Raw genomic sequence first — 14804 nt, forward strand, 5'->3', positions numbered from 1 at the left:
CGTTCGATGATAACCGAAGAGCAAATTCAAGCCATTGTGCAGCGCATCGTAGCCGGTTACCAGCCTGACAGAATCATTCTGTTTGGCTCGTATGCCTACGGCACGCCCACGGAGGACAGTGACTTGGATTTGCTGGTTATTAAGGGTGATGACAAGCGGCGCAAGATTGACCGCATTATGGAAATTAGCGGCTTGGCCCACAGTATTCCCGATGCGCCGGCCATGGACATTCTGGTCTTGAACTCCACCGAGGAGCAACGGGCCCGGCAAATTCGCTTCATTGTTGAACATAAGGCCCTGCGTGACGGCCGCCAGTTGTATGCAGCCGCTTAATTCCTTAGAGAAAGAGCTGTTGCGGCAATGGCTCCGCAAGGCTGATGGCGATTTGCGCGTTGCTGAGCGTTTGGCTGATGCTCCGGAAGATTACGATGCCGTGGCCTTTCATTGTCAGCAGGCGGCTGAAAAATACCTCAAAGCCCGTCTGGCCGCGACTGGTGAAGACCCACCCCGCACGCATGACCTGCTCCGACTGCTGCAGATGTTGCAACAGGTTGAGTCATTTACCGCTCTCGAAATGACAATGGCCAAATTGCTGACTCCTTTTGGTGTTGCCATTCGCTATCCGGGCGAGGACGAGGAGCCTCCGGTAGCGGATTTGCTTATTGCCGCGCGGCATTTCCGCGACAAACTCCGGTCCACAATAGAAGCCGAGTTACTCTAACGACTTTTCATTCACGAACCTCTCAACTCCCACTCTATGGGCCTGGAAATCAAAATTCCCGCCGTTGGCGAATCCATCACCGAAGTCACGATTGCGAAGTGGCTCAAGAAAGACGGCGAGGCCGTGAAGCGCGACGAAGTCATTGCCGAGCTGGAATCGGACAAGGCTACATTTGAGTTGCCCGCCGAAGCCGACGGCGTATTGAAAATTCGCGTAGCCGAGGGCGAAACCATCGGCATCGGCACCATCATCGCCGATTTGAATGGCGCGGCTGGCAATGGTGCTGCTCCAGCAGGGACTTCGGCCCCGGCGGCTTCAGCCGACCCTGTTTCAAAGGGCGAAAAGAATCCTGAATCCAGCAACCAATCCGGTTACGGCGGCGCACCTGCTGGCAACGAGAGCAAAGACCCTTCGACCCCCGGAGCTCCGGCTACTTCCGGTGCTCCCGCCACTGGCGGTTCGGCTCCCGCCAGTGGCGGTGGTTCTATTGAGATGAAAATCCCCACCGTGGGCGAATCCATCACCGAAGTGACGGTAGCCAAGTGGCTCAAGCCCGACGGTGCCCAGGTGAGCCGCGACGAAGTCATTGCCGAGCTGGAATCGGACAAGGCCACCTTTGAGCTGCCCGCCGAGGGCAGCGGCACGCTGCGCCACGCCGTGAAAGAAGGCGAAACCATCGCCATCGGCACCGTGATTGCCCGCATTGAAGGCGGCAGCGGCGCTTCGGCTGCTCCGGCCGCGGCAGCTACGGCCGCAGCTCAAGCAGCTCCGGTTGCGGCGCTGGCCTCGGCACCCGCCGCTGGTGGCGCGGCTACTTACGCTACGGGTGTGCCCTCACCGGCCGCCGGTAAGATTTTGGGTGAAAAAGGCATTGCCGCTGCTGACGTAGCCGGCACCGGCCGTGATGGCCGCATCACCAAAGAGGACGCGCAAAACGCGCAGGCTCGTCCGGCTGCTCCGGCACCGCAGGCGGCTCCTGCGGCGGCCCCGGCTGCCAGCCAGCAACAAGCAACAAGCAACCAGCAACCAGAAGGCACCCGTAACCAGCGCCGCGAGCGGATGAGCAACCTGCGCAAGACGGTAGCCCGCCGTTTGGTAACGGTGAAAAATGAGACGGCCATGCTCACCACCTTCAACGAGGTGAACATGCAGCCAATTATGGACCTGCGCACCAAGTTCAAAGACAAGTTCAAGGAGAAAAACGGCGTGGGTCTCGGCTTCATGTCCTTCTTCACCAAGGCTGTGTGCGTGGCCCTGAAAGAGTGGCCATCGGTGAATGCGCAGATTGACGGCACCGACATCGTGTTCAACGACTTCTGTGACATCAGCATCGCCGTATCGGCCCCCAAAGGCCTGGTGGTGCCCGTCATTCGCAACGCCGAGCAGCTGTCGTTCGACGGCGTGGAGAAGGAAGTGGTGCGCCTCGCCACCCTGGCTCGCGACAACAAGCTCACCATCGAGCAGATGACCGGCGGCACGTTCACCATCACCAACGGCGGCGTGTTTGGCTCGATGATGAGCACCCCGATTATCAACGCCCCGCAGTCGGCCATCCTGGGCATGCACAACATTGTGCAACGTCCCATCGCCGAGAACGGCCAGGTGGTAATCCGCCCCATGATGTACCTGGCCCTGAGCTACGACCACCGCATCATCGACGGGCGCGAGTCGGTGAGCTTCCTGGTGCGGGTGAAGGAGCTGCTCGAAGACCCCACGCGCCTGCTGTTGGGCGTGTAGTTTAGCTCAATTAGAAAAAAGCGGCCGGCAGGTATTGCCGGCCGCTTTTTTGTGCCCGGAGGTAGCCCAATTTCATTGGTTGGCGTTTAAGAAGGCTCATTCGCTATCTCCCTATGAAGCATTCGAACAAGTCCCGCCGCCCCGCCAAATTCTGGCCCGTGATGGGCTTTGCCACCCTGGCCGGCATGCGCAGCATGAGCGCCCCGGCCTTTCTGAGCCATTACCTCTCGCGCCAGCCGCACGCGGGCCTCGACGGTTCGTCGCTGCGCTTTATGCAGAAACCGGCCACGGCCACGATACTAAAAACAGTGGCCGCCGGAGAAATGGTGGCCGATAAAATGCCCTTTATGCCCAACCGAATTGCGCCCGAGGTGCTGCTGGGCCGCTTGGTGTCGGGGGCGCTGGTGGGAGCCGCGTGGTATCGGTCGCGCCACGGCAGCGCCCTGGGCGGTGGGTTGCTGGGTGGGCTGGTGGCCGTGGCCTCCACCATTGTGAGCTACGCGCTGCGCACGGGCATCAGTGAAAAGTCGGGGGTGCCCGTGGCGCTGGTGGGCGTGGGCGAAGATGCCCTGGTGCTGGCGGGTGGCGCGGCCCTGCTGCGCGGGCAGCAGCCCGCCCACGGCGAGTGGCGGCCCATGTAACACGACTAGTTGCCCAGCAGCGACAGCGGATTCGGCGTCATGCGGTGCTCAAACATGGCCCCGATGTTCTGGGCCTTGGTTTTGGCATCGGTGGCTTTGGGCCCCTCGAACAGCTCGTCGACGCTGGCGTTGAACAGCACCAGCCATTGGTTGAAATGCTCTGCCTTGATGGGCAGTGGAAAGTGCTTGGCGAAGGGCCGGCCCTTGTAGCGGCTGGTACCCAGTAGCACGCTGCTCCAGAAGTCGTACATGGTGGGCAGGTGCGTGGCCCAATCTACCTGCGCCACGTCGTTGAACACGGGGCGCAGCAGCGCGTCGGCATTCACGCGGGCGTAGAACGTATCCACCAGCTTCACGATGTCGGCTTCGGTGCTTAGGTCGGGGAGGGAGGTAGCCATAAGGGAAGTCATTAAGCCTTTACCGCAACTTGGGGCGCTGCTACTGGCGCTTTGGTTTTGTGGCGCCCGCCCAGCACTACCAATACCACGGCCAATACGATGAGGGCAGCGCCACCCAGCATTTCCGGCTTCATGCTTTCGCCGGCGAAAGCCCAGCCCAACAATACAGCCACCACGGGATTCACGAAAGCATAGGTGCCGGCAAGAGCTGGCTCAACTACGCGCAGCAACCAGATGTAGGCCGTGAAAGCCACAATGGAGCCGAACGTGACCAGGTAAGCGTACGCCATCCAGGACTTGGCCGTGACTTGCGCCTGCTCAAACCCGCTGGCCTCGCCGCGCAGCAGCCCCACCACCAGCATGGCCGCGCCGCCGCACAGCATCTGCATGCCGCCCGAGAGGAAAGGGGAGGAGGCCGGCTGGTTTTCTTGGAATACAGCGAGCCCACCGACCAAAGCAAGGCCGCCAGCAGCACCACCGACACGCCGATGCCCGCGTGGCCCGGCCGCGGCACGCCCGCCGAGCCTGGGGTGAGCGGCCAGCAGGTACATGCCCAGCATGCCGGCCGCCAGCCCCAGCGTCACCCAGCGCGTGGGCCGGGGCGTCACGCCGCTCAGCCAGCCCAACAAGGCCAGAAACATGGGCACCGTGGCCACCAGCAGCGAGGTGGTGCCACTGGGCAAATACAGCACCCCAAACGTGGTGCCGCCGTTGCCAAAGCCCAGCAGGCAAATGCCAATGACAAAGGCATGGCCCCAGCCCCGCCAGCTCGGGCGCGGCTCGCCGCGCATCCGCATGAAGGCGTAGAGCAGGCCACCGGCCAGGCCGTAGCGCGTGCCCGCCATCAGCAGGGGCGGCATGCTGGCCACGGCAAATTTCATCACCAGATAAGTGGAGCCCCAGATAAGGTAAACAGCGGCGAAAGCAGTAAATAGGGCCACCCGGGAAGGCGTGGCAATAGTATTGGAACTAGGCATAGACTCGATAACAATTGATACAAAATTACGCCCTGCACCGGGGACAACTCTTTGGGGAGCGTTAGGCAGGCCGGTTGAGCTGGACAAATGCCTAGTCCTCGCACCTCCCACGCCTCTTGTCATGCGCCTCTTGTCATGCTGAGCGCAGCCGAAGCATCTCGCGTGTGGTAGTAATTCAATCGCCTGTCATGCTGAGCCTGCGAAGCATCTTGTCGTGCCACAACGATTCCGTGCCAACGTGAGAAGATGCTTCGCAAGCTCAGCATGACAGACGAGGGAAGGGGTAGTCTTTCTCTGATGGCGTCAATGTCGAACCTGGCTCAACCCTACAATGCGCGTTGCAGAAGCGCGCATTGCCCTTGCCCGTTGTTGCTTTGCAGTATGACACAAAAGAAAGTCCTGCTAACGCTGCTGGTGCTGCTGGGGTCGCTGGCCCCGGCGGCGGCTCAACTGCTGCAATCCAAGCCCACCTTCACGCGGGCCGATTCGTTGCGCGGCGGCCAAACGCCTCTGCGCACTTGCTACGATATCAACTACTATCACCTCGACGTGAAGCTGGACCCGGCCCGCCAATTCATCAGCGGTTCCAACCTGTTTCGCTTCACCGCCACGCAGGATTTTACCCGGCTGCAGTTCGACCTCTTTGCCAACCTGCAAGTGGAGAAGGTGCTCTACCAGGGCCAGGAAGTGCCTTTCACCCGCGAGGCCAACGCGGTGTTCGTGACCTTCCCCAAAACCATCTCCAAAGGCAGCCGCGACGAATTCTGGTGCAGTACTCCGGCAATCCCATCGTGGCGAAAAAGGCGCCGTGGGACGGCGGCATGGTCTTTACCAAGGACGCCCTGGGCCAGCCCTGGGTAGCTACCGCCTGCCAGGGCGTGGGCGCCAGCATCTGGTGGCCCACCAAAGACCAGCAGGCCGACGAAGTCGACAGCATGCTCATCAGCGTGACGGTGCCCAAGGGTCTCAAGGACGTGTCGAACGGCCGCCTGCGTAAAGTCACCAAGCTGAAGGGCGGCTTCACCCGCTTCGACTGGGCCGTGCGCAACCCCATCAACAACTACGACGTGGCCCTGAACGTGGGCAACTACACGCATTTCAGAGACAAGTACGCCGGCGAGAAAGGCCCGCTCACGCTCGACTACTGGGTGCTGCCCGAGAACCTGGCCAAAGCCAAAAAGCAGTTTGCCGCCAATGTAAAGCCCATGCTCAAGTCCATGGAGTACTGGTTTGGCCCGTACCCGTTCTACGCCGACGGCTACAAGCTGGTGGATGCCCCGCACCTGGGCATGGAGCACCAGAGCGCCGTGGCCTACGGCAACCAGTACCTGAACGGCTACCTTGGCAAGGACCGCAGCAACACCGGCTGGGGCCTGAAGTGGGATTTCATCATCATCCACGAAAGCGGCCACGAGTGGTTTGGCAACAACATCACCACCAAGGACATTGCCGACATGTGGGTGCACGAGGCCTTCACCACCTACTCCGAAGCGCTGTTTGTGGAAAGCCAGTTTGGCAAGCCCGCCGGCCAGGAATACGTGCACGGCCAGCGCCGCAACATCCAGAACGACTCTCCCATTATCGGCCCCTACGGTGTGAATAAAGAAGGCTCGGGCGACATGTACGACAAGGGCAGCAACATGCTCAACACCATCCGCACCGTGGTCAACAACGACTCAACGTGGCGCCAGATGCTGCGCGGCCTCTCCAGCACCTTCTACCACCAAACCGTGACCGGCCAGCAGGTCATCGACTACTTCAACCGCGCCAGCGGCAAGGACCTGAGCAAAATCTTCGCCCAATACCTCGGCCATCCCAGCATCCCCACGCTGGAAATCCGCTTCGAGAACAACCTCGCCGTGGCCCGCTGGGTAGCCAACGTGCCGGGCTTCGACATGCCGGTGCGGGTGCGCCTCAAAGGCGGTGAATACCAGTTTGTCACCCCCACCACCAGGTTTGCGCCCATCAAGGAGCTGCCCGGCGCCACCAAGGACAACCTGGAGGTAGACACGTTCAACTACTACATCGGCGTGCTGATGGATTAACCGGCCATGTAGCGTGGACTCTGCGAGTCCGCGCGTGCTGGGGTTAGAGAGGCGCAGTTCCGGCGCGGACTCGCAGAGTCCACGTTACACATGCTTCTGCCGCACCGGCTGTGCCTTACCTTCGCGCCGCGAACAATCACCGAATATCTGGCTCTATGAATCAATACGACGTCACCGTCATCGGCTCCGGCCCGGGGGCTACGTGGCCGCCATCCGCTGCTCCCAGGCGGGCCTCAAAACCGCCCTCATTGAGAAGTACTCCACCCTGGGCGGCACCTGCCTCAACGTGGGCTGCATCCCCAGCAAGGCGCTGCTCGACTCCAGCGAGCACTACCACAACGCCCACACGGCCTTCAAGGAGCACGGCGTGGAGCTGGACAACCTGCGGGTGAACATGAACCAGATGATAGACCGCAAGGCCGGCGTGGTGAAAGCCAACGTGGACGGCATTGCCTACCTGATGAAGAAGAACAAAATCGACGTCCTCACCGGCGTGGGCTCGTTCATTGATAAAAACCACATCATCATCGCGCCTACGGCCGGCGGCGAAGCCCAGCAGATTGAAACCAAAAACGTCATCATCGCCACCGGCTCCAAGCCCACGGTGCTGCCGTTCATCGCCCAGGACAAGGAGCGCATCATCACCAGCACCGAGGCCCTGAACATCCGCGAAGTGCCCAAGCACATGATTGTGATTGGCGGCGGCGTGATTGGGCTGGAAATGGCCTCCGTGTACGCCCGCCTCGGCGCTAAAGTGTCGGTGGTGGAGTTCATGGACAGCATCATCCCGACCATGGACCGCGGCCTGGGCAAGGAGCTGCGCCGCGTGCTGGGCAAAATCGGCATTGAGTTTTTCTTCAGCCACAAAGTGACCGGCGCCACCCGCAACGGCGACACCGTGACCGTGACCGCCACCAACCCGAAAGGGGAGGAGGTGAAATTTGAAGGCGACTACTGCCTCGTGGCCGTAGGCCGCGTGCCCTACACCGCCGGCCTCAACCTGGAAGCCGCGGGCGTGGAAATGGAAGAGCGTGGCCGCATCAAGGTCGACGAGCACCTGCAAACCAACGTGCCCGGCATCTACGCCATCGGCGACGTGGTGCGGGGCGCCATGCTGGCCCACAAGGCCGAGGAGGAAGGCGTGTTCGTGGCCGAAACCATCGTGGGCCAGAAGCCGCACATCAACTACCTGCTCATCCCCGGCGTGGTGTACACCTGGCCCGAAGTGGCGGGAGTGGGCTACACCGAAGAGCAGGCTCAAGGAGCAGGGCAAGGCCTACAAAGTGGGCTCCTTCCCCTTCAAAGCCAGCGGGCGCGCCCGCGCCAGCGGCGACACCGACGGCTTTGTGAAAGTGCTGGCCGACAAAACCACCGACGAAATCCTGGGCGTCCACATGATTGGCCCGCGCATCGCCGACCTCATTGCCGAAGCCGTGACCGCCATGGAGTTCCGCGCCTCTGCCGAGGACGTGGCCCGCATGAGCCACTCACACCCCACCTACGCTGAGGCCATGAAAGAAGCGTGCCTCGCCGCCACAGAGAACCGCGCCATTCATTTGTAATTGCCTGCCCTGCGGCAGTAAGTGAAAGAGGCTGGAGCTATGGGAGCTTCAGCCTCTTTTGCGTTTCTCATAATATGTTTTTAGGCCAGCAGCCAAAATCTCCAGCCGCCCCAGTATTGGGCGTAGTGTCTGTGGAATGACTGAAACTGGCTGCTTGTGGGCCAATCCAGATTTCTGGCGTTGGAGTTATAAGCAGTGCTATCGTCAAAGGTCTGGTAGCGCTTTGTTTGTAAGTCGTAAGTAAAATATAAGTTGTCATTTGCCTTGGCATAGAGCGCGTCGTCAGCCACTTTATAAGAAATTATTTCTTCGTGGTCTCTGGTCGTGACAGGCTCGAAGTATACCATAGTCCCGTTTATCTGCTCCATTGCTAAGCCGTGTCCCAGCGGGATGCGGGAATAATCGCCCAAGCCGTGGTCACCCCAACGAGTATTTGCAATCAAAAACAAAACTATGGAGGCGGCGAACCCACTGCGCCACCAAAACCGCTTGCTATTAGCACTTGATTTGGCCAGCCATGATGTTGGCGCGAAAGCAGCCGTTACTCTAGCCAAGCTGAGCAGCAGAGTGGCGTACACCGAAGCCTGCAATGAAACCTTGAGGAGCGTGAAAATTAGGCCGAACAAGTACTCCATTAGGTAGAACCTGATAAAGAGAGATAAGCAGTCGCGTTATGAATACACGAATGTAGAGAACCCCAAAGAGGCTGAAGCTACAGGAGCTTCAGCCTCTTTTGGGTCTATGCTTAATGCATCATTTCGTGCAACGTGCTATTTAAGTACTTGCGAGCGTCACTCTATGAGTTGTTGTGGTAATGATGAAGCATGTTTGGCGCACGCAACGTTTATGGGTAATAATCGGTCAGACACATAATGGCAGGTCGGCCCTTTTACAGCCCAGATTTATGAATCGAATTTTACTTATTGCGGCGCTGCTGCTGGCCAGTACTGCCCACGCCCAGGTTAGCATCCGAGCTGGCATGAATGCTAGCACCTTGGCCGAAGCAGAAGATTACACTTATCTACACGCCAGGGCCAATGGGGGAATTGGCTACCACTTGGGCCTGCTGTATGAAAAAGCTCTCCAGCCGATGGTCGCTTCTTCCTGAAATTTCTTTTCGGCGCCAGCGCATCAACCTGGCCGTAGAGGATTATCACATCGCGGATGGCAGCTACACTGCCCGCTACCGGCTGGTGCTGCATTACCTGAGCCTGCCGGTGATGGCGCGGGCCACCTTTGGCAAAGTTTACCTGGAAGCAGGGCCGTACGGGGCTTTTCAGCTGGCCGCGCACGAAACCGGGAGCGAGTCGCGCGGCACGATTGCGGGCGCGTACGAAGTCACCTTCGACCGGCCCGCCACCGACCGCTACCGCCGCTTCGATGTGGGCCTGGGCGCCGGCGCGGGCGTGCAGCTAACACCAAGCCTGGGAATTGGGCTGCGGGCCACCACGGGTCTGCTTTCGCTTACCCGCCAGGAGCAGACGTATGCTTATAGTGGAAGCTTGAAAAACCGAGTGCTTGAGGCCGCGCTGAGCTACTCATTGGGCAAAAAGTAGAACCGGGAGCGTTTTGGGGAACCATCAAGCGGGCGAACTCCTTGAGTTTCGGCCGCTTTATAATTCCTGGCTTGCCGTCGCAAATCCTCGTATTTGCCACTATGCACTCCGAACCAACCTACTTCACGGCGCGCATGGCCGCGCCCAGGATTGAAGCCCACTTTGCGCGGCACCGGGCGGCTGTTTCGGAACAGGTAGCCCGGCTGGCCGCCCCTCCGGATGCCGCCTGTGTGGAAGCCATTATCGACGTGGCGTTTTGGGCCAGCCTGCGCCGGGAGGAAGGGCGCCCACCCCGCATTTCGTTGGCGCTGCTGCTGCCGCCGCAGGCCGGCAGCCGCTGCAGCTCGGCGAGCACCGCCGCCTTACGCCCCACAACCTGCTGAAGCTGGCACCTGCCGTGGAGCAGCCCGGCATTCACCTCGGCGTGTGGCACGATGCCGATGGGCTCTACATCTGGGGCGCCACCACGGCCCTGCCCCCGCTTTGCTTCGTGCTGGAAGTGGTAGAAGCCGGCCTGCTGGTCGTGAAGCACACCCGCGCCGCCGGCTTTGGCAAGTACGTGAACGTGGCCGTGCTGCGCGGCGACCGGCTGCAGCTCGTCGACGAAGGCCACGCGGGCCTGAGCGACTGCCCCGCCCTGCAATCCTTTCTGCCCGGCCGCAGCCTGCCCGCCGGCAGCGGCGAAGCCGACCCCGTGCTGCTGGAGCTGGCCGCCGCCATGCGTGCCCACGGCCGGGGCGGCCTGGTGCTGGTGGTGCCGCCCGGCTCAAGTGCCTGGCAGGCGTCGGTGGTGCACCCGCTCACGTACCCCGTGGCGCCCGCCTACAAGAGCCTCCGGTCCCGGCAGCGACTGGGAGTCAAGCGGCACCGGCAAGAACGGCTGCGCCGTAGCATTGGCGTGGTGGGCGGCTTCACGGCCATCGACGGCGCCACGGTCATCACCCAGCAGTACCACCTGCTCGCATTTGGGGTCAAAGTGACCCGGGCCAAAGGCAGCAGTCCCGTCGACAAGCTGATGCTCACCAAGCCGGTGGTAGGCAGCGACCCCGAGCAGCTGCACCCGGCCCAGTACGGTGGCACCCGGCACCTGGCCGCCGCCCAGTTTGTGTATGACCAGCACGATTCCCTCGCCCTGGTGGCATCTCAGGACGGCTTTTTTACGGTATTTGCCTGGTCCGAAACCCTGGAGCAGGTGCACGCTCACCGCATCGACATGCTACTCCTCTAACGCTGGGAAAAGGACGAGCTTAAGCTTCGACACTTGGCTCAGAGAAAATCACTGGCTCAACGGGCCCTTTACCGGCCGGCTACGTCCAGCACTTTGGTGTTCTTCTTCAGCGTGCGCAGCACAACAAACACCAGGGCTCCGGCCACAAACACAATTTTCCACAGGTTATCCACTTCCAGGCGCTGCTCGGCGAAAAAGTAGCTGATGGCATTGAGCAGCGCAAACGACACGACGGTGGCAAAAAGGCCGTTGTACTCGCGCTTAAGCACGTTCCGTAACGCGAATGGCAGGCGCGACGGCGTCCAGTTGGCAAAGCCGGGCACGAAGGCCGGCGTGCGGCTGGCCCAGGCCTCGTAGCGCGCCGAATACTTGCGGCGCAGGAACTCTTCCTCGGCGTACATGATGCGTTCGTAATACAGCCAATAGGCCAGGCTGCAAATCAGCACAAACCACCACACGCCCGTGAACAGGAACAGGCCCAGCCACATCAGGAAGTTGCCCAGGTACAGCGGGTGGCGCACCACCGAGTAAATCCCGGTTTCGTTCAGGGCCTCGGCTACCTGCTCGGCCGTGTTGCGCCCAGAGGTGCCCTGCGGCGTGTAGCCAATGGTGATGGCCCGCACGGCCAGTCCGGCCATGGACACCAGGAAGCAGACGATGCCCCAGCTTTCGCTCGAAATGTGCCGGTGGGTGTCGTCGCGGTAGGCGTACATCACCGCGAGGGCGAAGGGATACAGCAGCAGCGGGAGCCAGCTTCTTCTTTTGAAGAGCCAATTGCCTTCTTTTTCAAATTCTTCTCGCAGGGGCATACAATATTATTAAGGCAATTGGGCAAGTCTAGAACCTGAACAGTGCCTAGCGCACGCAGGTAGTTTTAAGCACGTAGCCGTTCAGTATCTACGTTTTCTTTAACGAAGGTCGGGGCGTTTTGTCTGCAAGACAAAGCGTCGCGTCGTAAAGAAACGACCAATTGGTGCCGGCTCAACTTTAATGGCACTGCTGCGGCCGCTGCACCTTCTCGGAAACCGCTTTTTGTGGGGGCCGATTTTGCCGCACCACACCAGAAAGCGTGTGCTCATTGGCCGTAGCTCACCACGCGCGTTGCTTTCCTGAAGCTACTGTGCTACTGCCTCGGTAGCACAAATTTGCACGTGCCGCAGTCGTCGCGGCCTTTCCCGATGTGGAAGAAGCGGAGGCTGGGACCCCTAAAACTGCGGATATATTTTAAATTAACTATAAAAACCGTTGTAGCCCAGTCAGGCACACTGGCGGGGCAAGTGGGCACCCGCCCCTGCTAAGTGAGCTAAACAGTAGACTCCGTAACCGGACCATTGAAACTTTTGGCAGCAGCAAAATGGAAACCTTCTGCGCAAGGCTTGCGAATAACTTAAGTAGTTGGGTCGTAGTGGCTAGCAGTGCCGCGTCGGTCCCACGAATCAAGCGCTATTTCATCCGGCACCGCATTAACCTCCTACAGCGATGGGCAAAGGCAAAAAGAAGCACTCGAAAAAAGAACAGGTATCGGATGACGTGCTGGATGCCGCCGCCCTGTCTATCAAGAAGTTTCGGAAGGTGACAAACCAGATTCAGAAGTTGAGCACCGGCCAGAAGATAGTAGGCGGCCTCGCCTTGCTGTTCGCCGGCCTCACCTACCTCTCCAAGCTGGACCTGGATATGGGCACTGAATCCAGGTCGGCCCCAGCCCCCCGGCCGACGAGCCCCGGCGGCTAGGGCCGGCTCCGGCCGACGCCCAGGATGATGGCGACGCCACCGAGGCTGCCCGCCCGCCCCAGGCCCCCGGAAAACCCGGAAACCCGCCAAAGCCAAACACGACGGCTAACCCCAATGCCTGACCAACCCTGTCCGGTGCCTTGGTCGGCAACCAAGGCCCGGCAGTCGCTCAATAACCTGACTCCTTCACCTCAACAAGCGCGTTATGAAAAAGACCAAAAAAACCAAAGCGGCGAAGAACAAGAAGACCACCTTGCTCGGTGGGGCCGGCAAGTCCCTCCGAAGATTGGGCAAGGGCACGGCCAATGGCATCGGTGGGCTGAGCACCACCCAGAAGGTAGTGGGCGGGGCCGCCCTGGTGGCGCTAGGACTCAACTTCCTGAATAAGCGCCGCGGCAAAAAAGCTACCGCCGATGCCACCGCAGCCGAAGAGAATCTGAGCGCCATGGACGGCAGCGCCGACAACCCCACCTAGCAGCGCCACGGCCCGGCCGCGCGCCTGCCCATCCACAAATAAAAAGAGGCTGCCGCTCCAAGAGCGGCAGCCTCTTTACTACTATTGGTTCGCTGGGAGCTAGGCCGCGGGAGCAGCCGGAGCGGGGGCGGCGTGGCGCTGGCTATTTTCACGCGCACAGCGTTGGGGCCTTTGGGGCCCATTTCCACTTCAAAGGTCACTTTGTCGTTTTCGCTGATGGGGCCACCGGCCAGGCCGTTGGCGTGCACGAAAATGCTTTCCTGCGTCTGCTGGTCCTTGATAAAGCCGTAGCCTTTCGAGTCGTTGAAAAAGCTCACGATGCCGGTACGCACCGGGTCGACGTCGTCTTCGGCCGTGCGCCGGGCCACCCCAATCTGGATGTCCTCGTCTTTGATGACGCGCTTCTTCTTGGGGTCGGGCGGGGTGGAGGATATGTTGCCGTCCTCGTCTACGTACGCAAACATTTCTTCCAGCGGCTGGCCGGATTTGGCGTTGGCCTGGCGCTCAACTTTGCGCTCCTCCTTGTCGGTCTTCTTCTTGGCCCGCTTCTTCTCGTTGTCCTTTTTACCAAAAGTCTCTTGTGACCTACCCATAGTTTTGTGCTGCTAAATCGTTGTATCTGTTTTTCCTAATCGAAGTAGACGGACAAAACAGAGGAGTGGATTGCTACGAAGATACGCAATATTAAGACGCCTTCCGCGGCTCTGCTAGCTAATGTTCGCCCACCGCTCCGCTTGCCACGCGGCTTGCTGCGCCGGCGTGAGGAAAGTCCAGGCCACGAGCCGGCTTTTTCTGCCCTTGAGCCATGTCGATGGTGCGCACGGCGGTGGCCCCGGCCGTTTTCAGCGCCCGGTACACGCCGGGCAGTGTCTCTTTCTTGGAGACCAAAGTCGTGTACCAGTAGCAGGAACGGGGCCGCCGGCCGCTCTCCTGCACCATGCGCCGAATGAACGAAGCCTCGCCGCCCTCGCACCACAGGCTCGTTGTTTTGCCCGCCAAAGTTGAGGGCCGGCCGGGGCCGCGCGCGGTGCCCAGGTTGCTGGTCTTGCGCTGGCTGCCGGCCGCCGCCGCCGCGGCCGAGGCATGAAACGGCGGGTTGCACATGGTGAGGTCAAACACCTCGCCGGCCTGAATGAGGCCGTCGAAAATGCGGGTGCGAGCGGGCTGCAGCCGGCACTCGATGGCACCGGCCAGGCTGGGGTTGGCCGCCTCAATCTGCTGGGCGGCGCGCACGGCCACGCCGTCTACATCGGAGCCCACGAAGTGCCAACCGTATTCGCGCCGGCCGATGATGGGGTAAATGCAGTTGGCGCCCACGCCCACATCGAGCACCGTGATTTCTTCGCCAGGCGGTAGGGCACCGCCGTTGCTTTCGGCCAACAAATCGGCCAGGTAATGCACGTAGTCGGCCCGGCCGGGAATGGGCGGGCACAAGTAGCCCTTTGGAATATCCCAGTGCTCGATGCCGTAGAACTGCCGCAGCAGGGCCCGGTTCAGGGCCTTCACGGCGGCGGGGTTGGCAAAATCAATCGACAGGTTGCCGTATTGGTTGGGCTGCACGAAGGCGGCCAGCTCGGGGCTGCGCTGGCTCAACTGCGGAAAATCGTAGGGCCCGCGGTGCGGGTTGCGCGGGTGCAGCTGGTCTTTTTCGGGTGCAGGGGCGGGGAGCGTTGGATTCATAGGGGAGCAATGCGTGCGCAAAGGTACCGGCTCGGGCCGCCGCACGGGCAGTG

Annotated in this window: 14 protein-coding genes and 3 pseudogenes; 11 read left to right on the top strand and 6 right to left on the bottom strand. The window is 60.8% G+C overall.

Annotation, left to right across the window (positions count from 1 at the left end; all coding sequences use genetic code 11):
* The first annotated feature begins 6 nt into the window (after nucleotides 1-6).
* From ACFQT0_RS08865 to ACFQT0_RS08880, 4 genes are all read left to right on the top strand, one after another.
* Complete coding sequence (locus ACFQT0_RS08865; RefSeq protein WP_380202043.1) at nucleotides 7-333, top strand: nucleotidyltransferase domain-containing protein; 327 nt, start codon at nucleotides 7-9, stop codon at nucleotides 331-333.
* Nucleotides 320-721, top strand: coding sequence for a HEPN domain-containing protein (locus ACFQT0_RS08870; protein ID WP_380202045.1), 402 nt, complete (start codon nucleotides 320-322; stop codon nucleotides 719-721). Before ACFQT0_RS08865 ends, ACFQT0_RS08870 begins: the two co-directional genes overlap by 14 nt.
* A gap of 36 nt (nucleotides 722-757) precedes the next feature.
* On the top strand, nucleotides 758-2458 hold the full coding sequence (gene odhB / locus ACFQT0_RS08875; protein WP_380202047.1) for a 2-oxoglutarate dehydrogenase complex dihydrolipoyllysine-residue succinyltransferase: 1701 nt from the start codon (nucleotides 758-760) through the stop codon (nucleotides 2456-2458).
* A 113-nt stretch (nucleotides 2459-2571) separates the two neighbouring features.
* Complete coding sequence (locus ACFQT0_RS08880) at nucleotides 2572-3099, top strand: DUF4126 family protein (protein WP_380202049.1); 528 nt, start codon at nucleotides 2572-2574, stop codon at nucleotides 3097-3099.
* A 5-nt stretch (nucleotides 3100-3104) separates the two neighbouring features.
* Here the strand turns inward: ACFQT0_RS08880 and ACFQT0_RS08885 are convergent, their stop codons facing one another.
* The gene (locus ACFQT0_RS08885) at nucleotides 3105-3497 is read right to left on the bottom strand and encodes a group III truncated hemoglobin (RefSeq protein WP_380202051.1); all 393 of its coding nucleotides are present in this window, start codon (nucleotides 3495-3497) and stop codon (nucleotides 3105-3107) included.
* 11 nt (nucleotides 3498-3508) lie between these two features.
* Nucleotides 3509-4474: an EamA family transporter gene (locus ACFQT0_RS08890; protein ID WP_380202053.1), complete on the bottom strand. Its 966-nt coding sequence runs from the start codon at nucleotides 4472-4474 to the stop codon at nucleotides 3509-3511.
* Between the two features lie 381 nt (nucleotides 4475-4855).
* Between ACFQT0_RS08890 and ACFQT0_RS08895 the strand changes: the two genes are divergently transcribed.
* The 3 genes and pseudogenes from ACFQT0_RS08895 to lpdA all read left to right on the top strand — a co-directional run bounded on the left by ACFQT0_RS08895 (nucleotide 4856) and on the right by lpdA (nucleotide 8081).
* Nucleotides 4856-5335: a hypothetical protein gene (locus ACFQT0_RS08895; RefSeq protein ID WP_380202055.1), complete on the top strand. Its 480-nt coding sequence runs from the start codon at nucleotides 4856-4858 to the stop codon at nucleotides 5333-5335.
* On the top strand, nucleotides 5242-6519 hold the full coding sequence (locus ACFQT0_RS08900) for a M1 family metallopeptidase (protein ID WP_380202057.1): 1278 nt from the start codon (nucleotides 5242-5244) through the stop codon (nucleotides 6517-6519). Before ACFQT0_RS08895 ends, ACFQT0_RS08900 begins: the two co-directional genes overlap by 94 nt.
* Before the next feature lie 155 nt (nucleotides 6520-6674).
* Nucleotides 6675-8081, top strand: a pseudogene (gene lpdA, locus ACFQT0_RS08905) (dihydrolipoyl dehydrogenase).
* 80 nt (nucleotides 8082-8161) lie between these two features.
* Here the strand turns inward: lpdA and ACFQT0_RS08910 are convergent.
* Nucleotides 8162-8716, bottom strand: coding sequence for a hypothetical protein (locus ACFQT0_RS08910; RefSeq protein ID WP_380202059.1), 555 nt, complete (start codon nucleotides 8714-8716; stop codon nucleotides 8162-8164).
* Between the two features lie 435 nt (nucleotides 8717-9151).
* Here ACFQT0_RS08910 and ACFQT0_RS08915 point away from each other — a divergent pair, with 435 nt between their 5' ends.
* A complete protein-coding gene (locus ACFQT0_RS08915; RefSeq protein ID WP_380202061.1) occupies nucleotides 9152-9637 on the top strand; it encodes a porin family protein in 486 nt (161 codons plus the stop codon).
* Nucleotides 9638-9771: 134 nt separating this feature from the next.
* Nucleotides 9772-10865 (top strand): annotated as a pseudogene (locus ACFQT0_RS08920) (putative sensor domain DACNV-containing protein).
* 68 nt (nucleotides 10866-10933) lie between these two features.
* On the opposite strand, the gene ACFQT0_RS08925 reads toward ACFQT0_RS08920, so the two are convergent.
* Nucleotides 10934-11674, bottom strand: a complete 741-nt coding sequence (locus tag ACFQT0_RS08925) for a methyltransferase family protein (protein ID WP_380202063.1) — start codon at nucleotides 11672-11674, stop codon at nucleotides 10934-10936.
* Nucleotides 11675-12344: 670 nt separating this feature from the next.
* Between ACFQT0_RS08925 and ACFQT0_RS08930 the strand changes: the two genes are divergently transcribed.
* Nucleotides 12345-12596, top strand: coding sequence for a hypothetical protein (locus ACFQT0_RS08930; protein WP_380202065.1), 252 nt, complete (start codon nucleotides 12345-12347; stop codon nucleotides 12594-12596).
* Between the two features lie 205 nt (nucleotides 12597-12801).
* Nucleotides 12802-13071 carry a hypothetical protein gene (locus ACFQT0_RS08935; RefSeq protein WP_380202067.1) on the top strand — a complete coding sequence of 90 codons (270 nt, stop codon included), beginning with the start codon at nucleotides 12802-12804 and terminating at the stop codon, nucleotides 13069-13071.
* A gap of 146 nt (nucleotides 13072-13217) precedes the next feature.
* Here the strand turns inward: ACFQT0_RS08935 and ACFQT0_RS08940 are convergent.
* Both ACFQT0_RS08940 and rlmF read right to left on the bottom strand, forming a co-directional pair.
* Nucleotides 13218-13664, bottom strand: a pseudogene (locus ACFQT0_RS08940) (cold-shock protein); the annotation flags it as partial.
* Between the two features lie 118 nt (nucleotides 13665-13782).
* Nucleotides 13783-14751: a 23S rRNA (adenine(1618)-N(6))-methyltransferase RlmF gene (rlmF, locus tag ACFQT0_RS08945; RefSeq protein ID WP_380202069.1), complete on the bottom strand. Its 969-nt coding sequence runs from the start codon at nucleotides 14749-14751 to the stop codon at nucleotides 13783-13785.
* Nucleotides 14752-14804: the final 53 nt, after the last annotated feature.

The sequence above is a fragment of the Hymenobacter humi genome (assembly GCF_042665855.1).
GTDB classification, from domain to species: Bacteria; Bacteroidota; Bacteroidia; order Cytophagales; family Hymenobacteraceae; genus Hymenobacter; species Hymenobacter humi.

Bases quoted from the DNA above. Each gene is read 5' to 3' on its own strand.
- ACFQT0_RS08865 (WP_380202043.1), top strand. From the start codon at position 7: ATGATAACCGAAGAGCAAATTCAAGCCATTGTGCAGCGCATCGTAGCC.
- ACFQT0_RS08870 (WP_380202045.1), top strand. From the start codon at position 320: ATGCAGCCGCTTAATTCCTTAGAGAAAGAGCTGTTGCGGCAATGGCTC.
- odhB (WP_380202047.1), top strand. From the start codon at position 758: ATGGGCCTGGAAATCAAAATTCCCGCCGTTGGCGAATCCATCACCGAA.
- ACFQT0_RS08880 (WP_380202049.1), top strand. From the start codon at position 2,572: ATGAAGCATTCGAACAAGTCCCGCCGCCCCGCCAAATTCTGGCCCGTG.
- ACFQT0_RS08885 (WP_380202051.1), bottom strand. From the start codon at position 3,497: ATGGCTACCTCCCTCCCCGACCTAAGCACCGAAGCCGACATCGTGAAG.
- ACFQT0_RS08890 (WP_380202053.1), bottom strand. From the start codon at position 4,474: ATGCCTAGTTCCAATACTATTGCCACGCCTTCCCGGGTGGCCCTATTT.
- ACFQT0_RS08895 (WP_380202055.1), top strand. From the start codon at position 4,856: ATGACACAAAAGAAAGTCCTGCTAACGCTGCTGGTGCTGCTGGGGTCG.
- ACFQT0_RS08910 (WP_380202059.1), bottom strand. From the start codon at position 8,716: ATGGAGTACTTGTTCGGCCTAATTTTCACGCTCCTCAAGGTTTCATTG.
- ACFQT0_RS08915 (WP_380202061.1), top strand. From the start codon at position 9,152: ATGAAAAAGCTCTCCAGCCGATGGTCGCTTCTTCCTGAAATTTCTTTT.
- ACFQT0_RS08925 (WP_380202063.1), bottom strand. From the start codon at position 11,674: ATGCCCCTGCGAGAAGAATTTGAAAAAGAAGGCAATTGGCTCTTCAAA.
- ACFQT0_RS08930 (WP_380202065.1), top strand. From the start codon at position 12,345: ATGGGCAAAGGCAAAAAGAAGCACTCGAAAAAAGAACAGGTATCGGAT.
- ACFQT0_RS08935 (WP_380202067.1), top strand. From the start codon at position 12,802: ATGAAAAAGACCAAAAAAACCAAAGCGGCGAAGAACAAGAAGACCACC.
- rlmF (WP_380202069.1), bottom strand. From the start codon at position 14,751: ATGAATCCAACGCTCCCCGCCCCTGCACCCGAAAAAGACCAGCTGCAC.